General features: G+C 68.7%; 10 protein-coding genes. 7 read left to right on the plus strand and 3 right to left on the minus strand.

Translation table 11 applies throughout. The annotated features are described in order from the left end of the window. Positions 1-13: 13 nt before the first annotated feature. On the minus strand, positions 14-637 hold the full coding sequence (locus ACIA8E_RS28035) for a hypothetical protein (protein WP_399302080.1): 624 nt from the start codon (positions 635-637) through the stop codon (positions 14-16). Positions 638-853: 216 nt separating this feature from the next. Further along, the gene (locus tag ACIA8E_RS28040; RefSeq protein ID WP_399302081.1) at positions 854-3025 is read right to left on the minus strand and encodes a RecQ family ATP-dependent DNA helicase; all 2172 of its coding nucleotides are present in this window, start codon (positions 3023-3025) and stop codon (positions 854-856) included. A gap of 109 nt (positions 3026-3134) precedes the next feature. Between ACIA8E_RS28040 and ACIA8E_RS28045 the strand changes: the two genes are divergently transcribed. The 6 genes from ACIA8E_RS28045 to ACIA8E_RS28070 all read left to right on the plus strand — a co-directional run bounded on the left by ACIA8E_RS28045 (position 3135) and on the right by ACIA8E_RS28070 (position 11121). Beyond that, the gene (locus ACIA8E_RS28045) at positions 3135-4442 is read left to right on the plus strand and encodes a DUF4192 domain-containing protein (protein ID WP_399302082.1); all 1308 of its coding nucleotides are present in this window, start codon (positions 3135-3137) and stop codon (positions 4440-4442) included. Between the two features lie 138 nt (positions 4443-4580). After that, entirely contained in the window at positions 4581-5345 is a 765-nt protein-coding gene (locus tag ACIA8E_RS28050; protein WP_399302083.1) for an NUDIX hydrolase, read from the plus strand. A 111-nt stretch (positions 5346-5456) separates the two neighbouring features. Then, positions 5457-7238: an ATP-binding cassette domain-containing protein gene (locus ACIA8E_RS28055; protein WP_399302084.1), complete on the plus strand. Its 1782-nt coding sequence runs from the start codon at positions 5457-5459 to the stop codon at positions 7236-7238. A 181-nt stretch (positions 7239-7419) separates the two neighbouring features. Further along, positions 7420-8286 carry a FadR/GntR family transcriptional regulator gene (locus tag ACIA8E_RS28060; protein ID WP_030974071.1) on the plus strand — a complete coding sequence of 289 codons (867 nt, stop codon included), beginning with the start codon at positions 7420-7422 and terminating at the stop codon, positions 8284-8286. Positions 8287-8609: 323 nt separating this feature from the next. Continuing rightward, complete coding sequence (locus ACIA8E_RS28065; protein ID WP_399302085.1) at positions 8610-10160, plus strand: RNA polymerase sigma factor; 1551 nt, start codon at positions 8610-8612, stop codon at positions 10158-10160. Between the two features lie 130 nt (positions 10161-10290). Then, positions 10291-11121 carry a S1 family peptidase gene (locus ACIA8E_RS28070; protein WP_399302086.1) on the plus strand — a complete coding sequence of 277 codons (831 nt, stop codon included), beginning with the start codon at positions 10291-10293 and terminating at the stop codon, positions 11119-11121. A 105-nt stretch (positions 11122-11226) separates the two neighbouring features. Here ACIA8E_RS28070 and ACIA8E_RS28075 read toward each other — a convergent pair whose 3' ends face one another. Further along, entirely contained in the window at positions 11227-11460 is a 234-nt protein-coding gene (locus ACIA8E_RS28075) for a hypothetical protein (RefSeq protein ID WP_030927184.1), read from the minus strand. 438 nt (positions 11461-11898) lie between these two features. On the opposite strand from ACIA8E_RS28075, the gene ACIA8E_RS28080 reads away from it, so the two are divergent. Next, the gene (locus tag ACIA8E_RS28080; protein WP_399302087.1) at positions 11899-14019 is read left to right on the plus strand and encodes a type IIA DNA topoisomerase subunit B; all 2121 of its coding nucleotides are present in this window, start codon (positions 11899-11901) and stop codon (positions 14017-14019) included. Positions 14020-14059 lie beyond the last annotated feature (40 nt).

Consider the following 14059-nt stretch of genomic DNA (forward strand, 5'->3'; position numbering starts at 1 on the left):
CCGACGGCTCGGGTCAGCGGGCGGCCGTACGGCGCAGTGCGTCCGTCGACCCGCCACCGGTGCGAAGCGGGAACGGATCGTGCTCGGCCACCGTGTCGGCGAGAGACGAAGGCGCTGACGTGGAGTTGGGCCGACGGCCACCGCGGCCCTCGCCCAGCACCTGCCACCCGCCATGGGTCAGCGTGATGTACGCGCCGCACCGAAGGCCGTGCAGCGTGCAGGCGTCTCGCAGACCCCACATCCACGCCCCGTCCTCCTCCGTCCACCGCTCGTCCCCCTCGCGGCAGTAGAGCAGTACCGCAGTCCGCACGGGCGTGCGGCGACGCAGATCGTGCGGGATGACCCGGCGCAGATGCGCCAGCAGCGCGTTACGGAACTCCCAGCCGTCCGCGGCTACGGCGCGGCGGGTGAACGACGCGCTGGCCGTGAGGCGTTCCTCATGGTCGAGCACGGCGACGACGGCGGTGGCCGGAGTCGGCCGGTGCCGGGCGTGCAGTCCGCTGACGACCTCGCGCGGGCTGCGCAGCAACGGTATGCCCGCAGCGGCCCACTCGGCCGGTTCGAGCATTCTGGCAAGGCGGTTGGCGGAGTCGGCGGACACCGAAGTGGCTGCGGACGGAGCGAATCCGAAGGTCACGGTCCTCCCTTCGCATACGCGCCCACGGTGCGGGCAGGGTCGGGTGGGGGCGCACCGCGGCACAGCCCTTCCGGGCCGCGAAAGGACCGTGCGGAGGCGAGTTCAATTCTCCCTGGCGTATCGGCAGGCGGCAACGAGCAATTGGCGAGGCTGACGGGAATCAGCCGGAATGACACGGATATCCCTGCCCAGATCGTGGACGGATGACGCCCCGTGTCACGCCTGAACAGCGAGGACCAGCGGAAACACTCCCTCCGCCCCGGCCCGGCGCAGCAGCCGGGATGCCACGGCAAGCGTCCAGCCGGTGTCCGAGAGATCGTCCACGAGCAGCACCGGGCCCCCCGCCGACGCCAACGCCGCGGCCAGCTCCGGCTCCACGACGAGCGCCTCGTGCAGAGCCCGCACCCGCTGCGCGCTGTTGGTCCGGGAGATCCGCACCTCGGCCGCTCCTGGCGCGTAGGTGACGCTGCCGAGCAGTGGCATCCGGCCGACCTCGGCGATACGGCCGCCGAGTGACTGGATGAGCTGCGGTCTGCTGCGCGAGGCGACCGTGACGACGCCTACGGGCCGGGGTGCGGCATCGGCGGTGCCGGATGCCCAGCCACCCGGCCCCTTGGCCCAGTCGACCAGCACCGTCACCACCGCGTTCGCCACGTCGTCGGGTACCGGGGCGTCCTGCGTCTGCGCCGCCAGCATCGGACGCAGCCGGTTGCCCCAGCCGATGTCCGAGAGCCGGCCGAGGGCGCGCCCCGAGAAGGACAGTTCGCCCGTCGGGATACGGCCCTTGAGGTCGACGCCCACCGCGGCGAGACCGGTCGGCCACATCTTGCGGGGCTCCACCTCCACGCCCGGCCTGCCGAGCTCGCCCCGGGCGGTGTCCAGAGCGGCCGTCGACACCTGGTCGTCGAAGCGGGCACCCGCGCAGTTGTCACAACGTCCGCATGCCGCCGCTTCCTCGTCGTCCAGCTGGCGACGGAGGAACTCCATCCGGCAGCCGGTCGTCGTTGCGTAGTCGCGCATCGCCTGCTGCTCGGCGGACCGCTGGCGTGCCACCCAGGCATAACGCTCGGAGTCGTAGACCCAGGGCTCTCCAGTGGCGATCCACCCGCCCTTCACCCGCTTGACCGCACCGTCGACATCAAGGACCTTGAGCATCGTCTCCAGACGGGTGCGCCGCAGCTCGACCAGCGGCTCCAGAGCAGGCAGCGAGAGCGGCCGGCCGGCCTGGGCGAGCACATCGATCGTGCGCCGGACCTGCTCCTCCGGGGGGAAGGCGACCGACGCGAAGTACTGCCAGATCGCCTCGTCCTCCCTGCCCGGGAGCAGCAGCACCTCGGCATGCTCGACGCCTCGGCCCGCGCGACCCACCTGCTGGTAGTAGGCGATGGGGGAGGAGGGGGAACCGAGGTGCACGACGAAGCCGAGGTCGGGCTTGTCGAATCCCATACCGAGCGCGGACGTTGCGACCAGGGCCTTGACCCGGTTGGCCAGGAGATCGTCCTCCGCCTGCTGCCGGTCTGCGTTCTCGGTGCGGCCGGTGTAGGAGGCCACGGTGTGCCCGCACTGGCGCAGATACGCCGTGATCTCCTCGGCGGCCGCGACGGTGAGCGTGTAGATGATCCCGGAGCCCGGGAGTTCCTTGAGATGATCACCCAGCCAGGCCAGTCGGTGTGCGGCGTTGGGCAGTTGGAGCACGCCCAGGCTGAGACTCTCGCGGTCGAGAGGTCCACGCAGCACCAGCGCGTCCGTACCCGCGCCCGTACCGAGCTGCTCGGCGACATCCGCGGTCACCCGCGCGTTCGCAGTGGCGGTCGTCGCGAGCACGGGTACGCCCGCCGGCAGATCGGCGAGCATGGTCCGCAGCCGACGGTAATCCGGCCGGAAGTCGTGGCCCCAGTCGGAGATGCAGTGCGCCTCGTCGACCACGAGCAGCCCGGTTGCGGCAGCGAGCCGGGGCAGGACCTGGTCCCGGAAGTCGGGGTTGTTGAGCCGCTCGGGGCTGACGAGCAGCACATCCACTTCCCCTGCTGCCACCTCGGCCTGGACGGTGTCCCACTCCTCGGTGTTGGACGAGTTGATCGTGCGGGCGGTGATCCCGGCCCGGGCCGCGGCCGCTACCTGGTTACGCATCAGTGCGAGCAACGGCGAGACGATCACCGTCGGGCCGCTGCCCTGGGCCCGCAGCAGCGAGGTCGCGACGAAATACACGGCGGACTTGCCCCAGCCGGTCCGCTGGACGACCAGCGCTCTGCGTCTGTCCGCGACCAGTGCCTCGATGGCCCGCCACTGGTCCTCGCGCAGCCGGGCAGTGTCGGTGGTGTCCCCGACGAGTCGGGCCAGTACGGAATCGGCCGAAGCCCTGAGCTCTGCGCGGTCTGCGTTGGTCATGCCCCCATGCAACCTGATGGCTGTGACAAACCGCGAACGACCCCGCGGCCCTGTGGATAACTTATCCACAGGGGTCGCGGAATTCTGCCGCTCGCGGGACGGTCGTGCCATGAACAAGCACCACGAATCCACCGGGCCGGCCGACGAGCAGCAGATCACTCTGCGCGGGCCCGCCGAACTCGCCGATGCCCTCCCGTATCTCATGGGGTTCCATCCGAACGACAGCGTGGTCATGGTCGCCCTGCACGGCGGCCGCGGCCGCTTCGGCGGGCGGCTCAGGCTCGGAATTCCGCAGTCACCGCAAGAATGGCCGTCCACCGCAGAGCAACTCGCCGAGTGTCTGGTCAAGGGCAGCGAGCGGCGCGGGGAGCGTCCCGATGCGATCGTCATTTTTCTCTGTCAGGATCCTGCCGACGGGGAGACCCCGGGCCAGGTGATGGAGCGGCTGCGGCCGCTGGGTCAACGTCTGCGCACGGCCTGCGGAGCACTCGACGTACCCGTACTCGAAGCGCTCTGCATCTCCGACGGCCGGTACTGGTCCTACTGCTGCCCCGACCCGCGCTGCTGTCCGGCCGAGGGGAACCCGCTTTCCCTCCCCGGCACCTCGGTGATGGCGGCTGCCGCCACCTATGCGGGCATTCAAGTACGGGGATCTCTGCGGGAGATGGAAGCCAGGCTCACGCCCCTGAAGACCCCGTCCGTGGCGGATCAGCCACAGGCTCTGGACGCGGCGGGCGCCGCACTGGTGCCGAGGATCCTCGACGAGCAGGGACGCAAGGAAGTGGCCCGGGAGACGCTGGTGCTCGCCCGTGCGCTGATGAAACGCCTCCGGGAGGCCCCTACGACGGCGCCCTCCGCTGCGGACGTCCAGGACGACTCCCTGATCAGCCATGACGAGGCCGCCGCGGTGATCCTCGGCCTGCAGGACCGGGAGACCCGGGACAAGGCCGCCGAATGGATGGAGGGGCCGGAAGCGGAATCCGCGTTGCGGTTGTGGCGGGCGCTCTCGCGTCGCTGCGTCGGACCGTACGGGGAGCATGCCGCGGCGCCGCTCACCCTGACGGGCTGGGTCTCCTGGTCCACCGGCGACGAACCGGGTGCGCGGGTCGCTCTGGGCCTGGCCCTGCAGGCGGACCCCGAGTACACATTTGCTCAACTTCTCCACCAGGCGTGCAACCAAGGACTCGACCCGGAGACCCTGCGTCGTTGCCTGCGCGGAGAGCGCAGTAGCCGGGCGGGCCGAAGCAGCCACCGTCCGGAGCGGAGTGCAGCGCCCCGCGCAGTACGCCCGCCGGCCGTGAGGCGGAAAAGGGCGCATACCGGCTCCGTCCGTCCCGGAACGGCGATTGCCCGAAGGCGTGCCCGGGAGTCGCGGGCGGATGGCCGGGGCGGGACCAAGGGCGGTCGGCAGCCGTGACCGGGCGCGCGGAGCGGCGCCTGACGTCAGGAGCAAGGCGAGCGGAGGGAGTGGGCAGCACGGGGCACTTGGGCCGGAACGAATGAAGAGCATGACGAAGAGAGTGTTTATCGTCAGGCAGACGACTATGATCACGGCATGCCGCCCTACGACCCGTCGACCTTCCCGCCCTTCGCTGTCACCGTCGACCTCGTTGTGCTCACCGTGCGCCGCCATGCGTTGTGTGCGCTGGTGGTTCGCCGTGGCGAGTCGCCGTTCCAGGGCCGGTGGGCGCTGCCCGGGGGCTTCGTCAAGGCCGATGAGGACCTCGGGGCCGCCGCGGCACGCGAGCTGGCCGAGGAAACCGGGCTGTGCGCCCATGACCCGGCAGCCCCGGCCGTCGGCAACGGTGCTCATCTCGAACAGCTCGCCACCTACGGCGACCCGAAGCGGGACCCGCGGATGCGGGTCGTCAGCGTCGCCCACCTCGCACTGGCACCCGATCTGCCCGCCCCCCGCGCGGGCGGTGATGCGAACAGCGCGCGGTGGGCGCCCATCGACGACCTGCTCGGACCGGAGGGTGGCTACGGTCGCGAGGGCGAACAGCAGGCCCCGCTGGCCTTCGACCATGCGCAGATCCTCGCCGACGGTGTCGAGCGGGCCCGTTCCAAGATCGAGTACTCCTCGTTGGCCACTGCCTTCTGCCCGTCGGCGTTTACGGTCGGCGAGCTCCGTCGCGTGTACGAGGCGGTGTGGGGCGTGGTCCTCGATCCGCGGAACTTCCACCGCAAGGTGACGGGCACGCCCGGATTCCTGGTGCCTGCCGGTGGAACCACCACCCGCCAGGGCGGGCGTCCGGCCCAGCTTTTCCGGGCCGGTGCGGCCACGGTGCTCAATCCGCCGATGCTGAGGCCCGAAGTCTGACCTGCGGAACGCCCGCGGGTCCGGTGCTGCGCTAAAAGTCTCAAATGTCGCGTTATCTTGCTGCGGTAATCACCCTGCCGCCGAGCGGTCTCATCTTCCGCGAGAGAAGCGATGCTCCAGGCCATCGGACTCACCAGCGCTCCCCACCGCGGCCGTCCGCCCGCCGTGGACGACCTCACTTTCGACGCCGGGCCGGGCGCCGTCACCGCGCTCCTCGGTGCCCCCGGCTCCGGCAAGACCATGGCCCTTCGTCTGATGCTCGACATCGAATCGGGGCGGGGGATCACCTACTTCCGCGGCAGACCGCTGCACCGCATCCCGCATCCCGCCCGCGAGGTGGGAGTGCTCCTCGGAGACGTACCCGGTCATCCCGCTCGTACCGCCCGTGGCCAGCTCCGTATGCTCTGCGCCGCCGCGGGGGTGCCCGCCTCCCGGGCCGACGAGTTGCTCGAGACGGTCGGCCTCGCCGCGCTCCGTGACCAGCGCATCGGCGCGATGTCGGTCGGTATGGACCGCAGGCTCGGCCTCGCTGCGGCGCTGCTCGGCGACCCTCACGCACTGATCCTCGACGATCCCGGAGAGGGGCTCTCCCCACACGAGAAGAACTGGTTGCACGGGCTGCTCCGCGCCCATGCCACCCGGGGCGGGACGGTTCTCTACACCACCCGCGACCCCAAGGAGGCCGCGCGTGCGGCTGACCACGTGGTCACGGTCGACTCCGGACGTCTCGTCGCCGACCAGGGCAGCGCCGCCTTCTCCCGTACCCGGCTGCGCCCCCGCGTCGTCGTCCGTACCCCGCACGCTGCCCGGCTCGCCACGGTGGTCAGCCGTGAGGCGCGCGCGGCGCAGCGCTCCGTCGAGGTGGTCGCCGAAGCGAGCAGTTGTCTGTCGGTGTACGGCAGCAGCTGCGCGGAGATCGGCGACACGGCATTCCGTCACGGCGTACCCGTTCATCAACTGGCCGACGAGATCGGTGACACCGGCCCCCTCGCCACCGGCCCTTCCGAACCTGGGGCCGTACCTCGTCCGGAGCCGCCGGCCACCGATCCGGAGGCCGGACCGGGGCCCGCGTCACCCGCATCCGCGTCGCAACTGCCGCCGCCGGTCCGACGGCGACCGGCCCGTGGCCCGCTCCAGCCGCTGCGCTACGAACTGCGCCGACTCTTCGGTGTCAGAACGACGACGGTGATCATGGCTGCCGTTCTGGTCGTCTCGGTCGGGCTCTCGGTCCTGCTCGCCCGCAGTGGCCATTCCCGGCTTCCCGATGTGCTCGCCGCCTGGCCGCCGATGCTGCCGCTGTCGCCCGTCGCATTCGGCGCCGGGCTGCTCGGAGCGCTCTCGTTCGGAGACGAGTTCCGCTACCCCGCGCTCGCGGCGGGTCGAGGTACCGTTCCCCGCCGCGTCGGCCTGCTGCTGGCCAAGCTGCTCGTTTCGGCGGGCGTCGCGGTGCTGCTTGCACTGCTGACCGTTCTGGCATCCGAGGAAGCCCTCCATCTCTTGTACGGAGGCGACTTGATCCGGATCCCGTCGAATGCGACCTATCTTGCGGCGAGTTGGGCGGGCCTGAACGTGGGGTGCGCCTGGGCCGGTCTGCTGGCCGCCGGAATCTTCAGGGTGACGGCCGCCGGACTTGCTGCGGTACTCGCCGTTCCCGTGCTCGTCGTCCCGCTCATGAAGAAGGTGCCGACGGGGTCGACCGCACATTCGATGCTCGGACTTCCGGCCAGGCTCCGTGAGCTGGCCTGGGTGCAGTGGCCGCATGTGGTGGACCGATGGATGATGGCTGTCGTGCGCATGGTGGTGCACCCGGTGGGGGTGGCGCTGTCGTTGTCGCTCTCGGTCCTGATCTGCGCGTATTTGTTCACCAGTCTTCGCGGCAGGGTTCGTTGGTGATCGCGGAACATGGCCGGACCGTCGAGGGGCGCGAAATTCCTTGAGAAGTGCCCGTTTTATGCAGATAAGGCGTCAATTGGGGGGCTGGCGCTGATCACCCTTTCGTGTGCTTTTCACCAAAGACCTCAAGGGGTGGCTGGGCCGCGCCGACAAAGGATGCGTGAGTACCCTTGCGCACACCATGATGACCGCCGCCCGCTCCGTCGACTCCGGCCTCGCCGGCTCGGGTGATCTCGATCGCTACCCCTATACGGAGGCGCCGGCCGGCGAGCATGCAGCCGTTCGTTCCTGGGACGGCGCCGACGCCGAGCTGGGCCGGGTGGGCCGGCGGGGCTCGGCGAGCCGCGGCCGCGGCCTCCACGGCCAACTCGTTCAGCAGTTGGGTCAGATGATCGTCTCTGGTGATCTGGGCGCCGACCGCCCGCTCGTGCCCGAGGAGATCGGCCAGCGTTTCGAGGTCTCCCGCACCGTCGTACGCGAGTCACTGCGCGTTCTTGAGGCCAAAGGTCTGGTCAGTGCCCGGCCGAACGTGGGTACCCGGGTCCGCCCGGTCAGTGACTGGAATCTGCTGGACCCCGACATCATCGAGTGGCGAGCCTTCGGTCCGCAGCGCGACGACCAGCGCCGTGAGCTCGGTGAGCTCCGATGGACGATCGAGCCGCTCGCCGCTCGCCTGGCCGCCGGTCACGGCCGCGAGGACATCCAGCAGCGCCTCGGTGACATGGTCGAGATCATGGGACACGCGGTCGCCCAGGGTGACGGGATCACCTGCTCCCGCGCCGATGCCGAGTTCCACTCCCTGCTCATTCAAGCCGCCGGCAATCGCATGCTCGAACACCTCTCAGGCATCGTCTCCGCCGCCCTGCAGGTCTCGGGCGGTCCGATCACGGCCTGCGACCGTCCCGGCGAGGCGTCCCTCGGCCACCACGCCCGGATCGTCGAGGCCCTCGCCACCGGCGACGCGACGGGTGCCGAGGCGGCCATGCGCCAACTTCTTGTCGTCCACCCGGAGGTGGAGCGAGTGGTTCCGGCGCCGCGCGAGCACTGAGCGCAACACGGCCAGGGTTACGGACCACGTGTCGCCGGACCTCCGCGGTCCGGCGGCACAATTGTGGAGAGATGTCGTTCCTGGTCATGTTCGTCGCAAATGAGGTGTGACTCGGGCCACGCGGATTGGGCGTAACACTCCTCGAGACAGTGCGATGACTTAAGAGGTGACCGCCGCGGAAGGAATACAGCAGCCATTGGGCGCGCTGTGCAGTTCTGAGGCCAAGCCCGCGCCGTCGGTATATTCCCAGCCCGGCGGTCGTCGGTTCCAGCCCTCTCCAGGGCCGGGCCGGAAGCCGTTTCCATCGTTCCGAGAGGTTGTTCGTGTCGGCCAGCACATCCCGTACGCTCCCGCCGGAGATCGCCGAGTCAGAGTCTGTGATGGCGCTCATCGAGCGGGGAAAGGCTGATGGGCAGATCGCCGGCGATGACGTGCGTCGGGCCTTCGAGGCTGACCAGATTCCGCCAACCCAGTGGAAGAATGTTCTGCGCAGCCTCAACCAGATCCTCGAGGAAGAGGGTGTGACGCTGATGGTCAGTGCCGCGGAGTCGCCGAAACGCGCCCGCAAGAGCGTCGCAGCGAAGAGCCCGGTCAAGCGCACCGCCACCAAGACTGTCGCGGCCAAGACGACCGTGACGAGGACCGTCGCGGCCACCGCCGCCCCGTCGGCCGAGACCGTGGACGTGGTGGCCGACGACGCCGCCGCGGCCAGCCCTGCGAAGAAGGCGGCAGCCAAGAAGGCGGCTGCCAAGAAGACCGCCGTGAAGAAGACGGCGGCCAAGAAGACAGTAACGAAGAAGTCCGGCAAGAAGGACGCCGAAGAGCTGCTCGACGGCGACGAGGCGACCGAGGAAGTACAGGTAGGCAAGGGCGACGAAGAGGAGGGCGAGGGCGAGACCAAGGGCTTCGTCCTCTCCGACGACGACGAGGACGACGCGCCTGCGCAGCAGGTCGCCGTCGCCGGTGCCACGGCCGACCCGGTCAAGGACTACCTGAAGCAGATCGGCAAGGTCCCCCTCCTCAACGCCGAGCAGGAAGTCGAGCTCGCCAAGCGCATCGAGGCGGGTCTGTTCGCCGAGGACAAGCTGGCGAACTCAGACAAGCTCGCGCCGAAGCTCAAGCGCGAGCTGGAGATCATCGCCGAGGACGGCCGTCGTGCCAAGAACCACCTGCTGGAGGCCAACCTCCGTCTCGTGGTCTCGCTGGCCAAGCGCTACACCGGCCGCGGCATGCTCTTCCTGGACCTGATCCAGGAGGGCAACCTTGGTCTGATCCGCGCGGTCGAGAAGTTCGACTACACCAAGGGCTACAAGTTCTCCACGTATGCCACCTGGTGGATCCGTCAGGCGATCACCCGCGCCATGGCCGACCAGGCCCGCACCATCCGTATCCCGGTGCACATGGTCGAGGTCATCAACAAGCTCGCGCGCGTGCAGCGCCAGATGCTCCAGGACCTGGGCCGCGAGCCCACTCCGGAGGAGCTGGCCAAGGAACTCGACATGACCCCCGAGAAGGTCATCGAGGTCCAGAAGTACGGTCGTGAGCCGATCTCCCTCCACACCCCGCTGGGTGAGGACGGGGACAGCGAGTTCGGTGACCTGATCGAGGACTCCGAGGCGGTCGTCCCGGCCGACGCGGTCAGCTTCACGCTCCTCCAGGAGCAGCTGCACTCGGTGCTCGACACGCTCTCCGAGCGTGAGGCCGGCGTGGTCTCGATGCGCTTCGGTCTCACCGATGGTCAGCCGAAGACTCTCGACGAGATCGGCAAGGTCTACGGCGTGACGCGTGAGCGCATCCGCCAGATCGAGTCGAAGACCATGTCGAAGCTGCGCCACCCGTCGCGTTCGCAGGTGCTGCGCGACTACCTCGACTAGGTCGCAGGAGTACGCAGGCCAAGGGCCCGGTTCCGATGGGAACCGGGCCCTTGGCCTATGTGCAGGTGCGGTCGACGACAGGCTGAATGACTCTGAGTGGGCATGATCCATCACAGAGTCAGGAGTACGCATGTTCCGCACCGTCGCCCGCGCCATGACCGGGGTCCTTGCCCTGACTGCCGCCCCGGCCGTGATACCGCTCGGCTCCCCGGTTCCGGCGGCTGCGGACAGCATTGTCATCGGTGGGCAGCCCGCTCACGTCAAGGACAGTCCCTGGGTCGTCGCGCTGTCCAGCCGTGACCGTTTCGGAGGTACCCGCGCGGGCCAGTTCTGCGGCGCCGTGATGGTGACTCCGACGAAGGCGCTGACTGCCGCGCACTGCCTGAACCAGGAGGAGCTCGGCACCGACGTGAGCCAGGCGAGCGATCTGCGGATCATCGCCGGGCGGGACGAGCTGAACGGGACGGGAGGCCATGAGATCGCGGTGAAGGGGACATGGATCAACCCGGGATACGACCGCACGACCAATGTCGGCGATCTGGCGGTGCTCACCCTGGCCAACGCGCTTCCCGAGCAGAGCGTGATCTCGATGGCCCAGGCCGGGGACCAGGCCTATGAGCCGGCTGCCGGCGCCGTGGTCTATGGATGGGGAGACACGACAGGGCGCGGTGACTTTGCGTCGTCGCTCCGCTCCGCCCAGGTGAGCATCCTTCCGGACACCACGTGCGAGCGGGCCTACCCGGGGGGCGCGGCGGGGAAGTACAAGGCCTCGGCGATGCTCTGCGCGGGCGAACCGCTCGGCGGGCACGACGCATGCCAGGGAGACAGTGGAGGGCCACTGGTCGCCCGTGGGCGACTCGTCGGGCTGGTCTCCTGGGGGAACGGCTGCGGGCTCCCGGGCGCTCCTGGCGTCTACACGCGGATCTCCGCCGCCATCGGGTGGATGGCGGGCAGTAGCTGACCGGCACCGCTCCGTGGGTATGAGAACGGGCGCCTCCCTCTCGCAGGGGGAGGCGCCCGCCGGCCGGTAAGGAACCGGACCCTGGCTCGTCGTGGATGCGAGGTGTCAGTGTTGTTCCTCTTCGGCGGCATTGGCCTGCACGGCCGTCAGCCGGTCCGTCTCATCCTGTATTTCCGCGGCGATCTTCTTGAGTTCCGGCTCGAACTTGCGACCGTGGTGGGCGCAGAAGAGCAGTTCACCGCCGCTGATCAGGACGACGCGCAGATATGCCTGGGCGCCGCAACGGTCACAGCGGTCTGCTGCGGTCAGCGGGCTCGCGGGGGTCAGAACAGTAGTCACGTCGCCTCTTCTCTAGCTCGACGAGCTGTCGTACCAGGGTCAACATCCAACCAGGCCGAAAACGTTCCCGCTCGTGGCTTTTCTTCGAAACTTCTTGTCAAAATGGCTGTCTGTTGCCGGTTGGCGGCGAATGTGCCGTATTGCGTAGCGCTACGGTTTCGCGTTGCTTGTCTTGGTCGGTTGTCCGTCCGGCCGGCTTGCCGGTTTGTTCATGAGGACGTGCCCGGAGCCTAAATGGTTCATGCCTCGAAGGGAACGTGATGTGCGCGTCACTCCAACGAGGGATCGAACGCGTATGCGAGGCTGGACTACTGTGAGCATTCCCCGAGGGTGGCGTTACAACCGCTCTACCAGGCCTCGGTACGCTCTCAGCGGCTACCGAAGCCGAGCCCGTTACCCACTCGGGTCCCAAATGAAATTCAGCGAGGAGCGAACCGCGTGACCGCCGATACGTCCGTGCCGTCCACTGCGCTGCTGAGCGGAGCAGACCAAGACGGCTCCAACTACACCGCGCGGCACCTTCTCGTACTCGAGGGGCTCGAAGCGGTGCGTAAGCGCCCCGGGATGTACATCGGGTCGACTGACAGCCGCGGCCTCATGCACTGCCTCTGGGAGATCATCGACAACTCGGTCGACGAGGCTCTCGGCGGCCACTGCGATCACATCGAGGTCATCCTTCACGACGACAACTCCGTCGAGGTCCGGGACAACGGCCGTGGCATCCCGGTCGACGTGGAGCCCAAGACCGGCCTGTCCGGTATCGAAGTCGTGATGACCAAGCTGCACGCCGGCGGCAAGTTCGGTGGCGGCTCGTACGCCGCGTCGGGCGGTCTGCACGGCGTCGGCGCCTCCGTCGTCAACGCGCTCTCGGCACGGCTCGACGTCGAGGTCGACCGCAACAGCGCGACCCACTCGATCAGCTTCCGGCGCGGCGTTCCGGGCATCTTCACCGAGCAGGGGCCGGACAGCCCGTTCGACCCGGCCAACGGCCTCCGCAAGGGGAAGCGGGTGCCGAAGACACGCACCGGCACCAGGGTGCGCTACTGGGCGGACCGGCAGATCTTCCTCAAGGACGCCAAGCTCGGTCTGGAGACGCTCCACCAGCGGGCGCGGCAGACGGCCTTCCTCGTCCCCGGCCTCACGATCGTCGTGCGCGACGAGCGCGGTCTCGACGGTGAGGGCAAGACCGAGGAGACGTTCCGCTTCGACGGCGGGATCAGCGAATTCTGCGAGTACCTCGCGCAGGACAAGGCCGTCTGCGACGTTCTGCGGCTGACCGGGCAGGGCTCCTTCAAGGAGACCGTGCCGGTCCTGGACGAGCGCGGGCACATGACGGCGACCGAGGTCACCCGTGAGCTCGTCGTCGACATCGCCATGCGCTGGGGCACCGGGTACGACACCAACCTCAAGTCCTTCGTCAACATCATTGCCACCCCCAAGGGCGGCACCCATGTGACCGGCTTCGAACGCTCCGTGACCAAGACGGTCAACGAGGTGCTCCGCTCCGCGAAGCTGCTGCGCGTCGCCGAGGACGACATCGTCAAGGACGACGCCCTGGAGGGCCTCACCGCGGTAGTCACCGTACGGCTGGCGGAACCGCAGTTCGAGGGCCAGACCAAGGAGGTGCTCGGCACCTCGGCGGCCAACCGGATCGTCGCCAACGTCGTGGCCAAGGAACTCAAGACGTTCCTGACCTCCACCAAGCGTGATGCCAAGGCGCAGGCCAGGGCGGTCCTGGACAAGGCGGTGGCCGCAGCGCGGACCCGCATCGCAGCCCGTCAGCACAAGGACGCGCAGCGCCGGAAGACGGCCCTGGAGTCCTCCTCGCTGCCGGCCAAGCTCGCCGACTGCCGCAGTGACGACGTGGAGCGCAGTGAGCTGTTCATCGTCGAGGGAGACTCGGCGCTGGGTACCGCCAAGCTCGCCCGGAACTCCGAGTTCCAGGCACTGCTGCCGATCCGCGGCAAGATTCTCAACGTCCAGAAGGCGTCCGTCACGGACATGCTCAAGAACGCCGAGTGCGGCGCGATCATCCAGGTCATAGGAGCGGGGTCCGGCCGGACCTTCGACATCGACGCGGCTCGTTACGGGAAGATCATCCTTCTCGTCGACGCCGATGTCGACGGCGCGCACATCCGCATTCTGCTGCTCACTCTCTTCCAGCGCTACATGCGGCCCATGGTCGAGGCGGGCCGGGTCTTCGCGGCGGTGCCGCCACTGCACCGGATCGAGCTAAGCCAGCCGAAGAAGGGCCAGGACAAGTACATCTACACGTACTCGGACCGCGAGCTGCGGGAGACGCTCCTGGAGCTGCAGCGGAAGAACGTGCGCTACAAGGACTCGATCCAGCGGTACAAGGGTCTTGGCGAGATGGACGCCGATCAGCTGGCGGAGACCACGATGGATCCGCGTCACCGCACGCTGCGGCGGATCAACATCGGCGACCTGGAATCGTCCGAGCAGGTCTTCGATCTGCTGATGGGCAACGAGGTCGCGCCCCGCAAGGAGTTCATCTCCAACTCGGCGGCCACGCTGGACCGCTCCCGCATCGACGCATAACCGGTACCGCAGTCTCCACCCCTGGGTGGAGACTGCGGCT

The organism is Streptomyces sp. NPDC051664, assembly GCF_044453545.1.
In the GTDB taxonomy this organism is placed as follows: Bacteria; Actinomycetota; Actinomycetes; order Streptomycetales; family Streptomycetaceae; genus Streptomyces.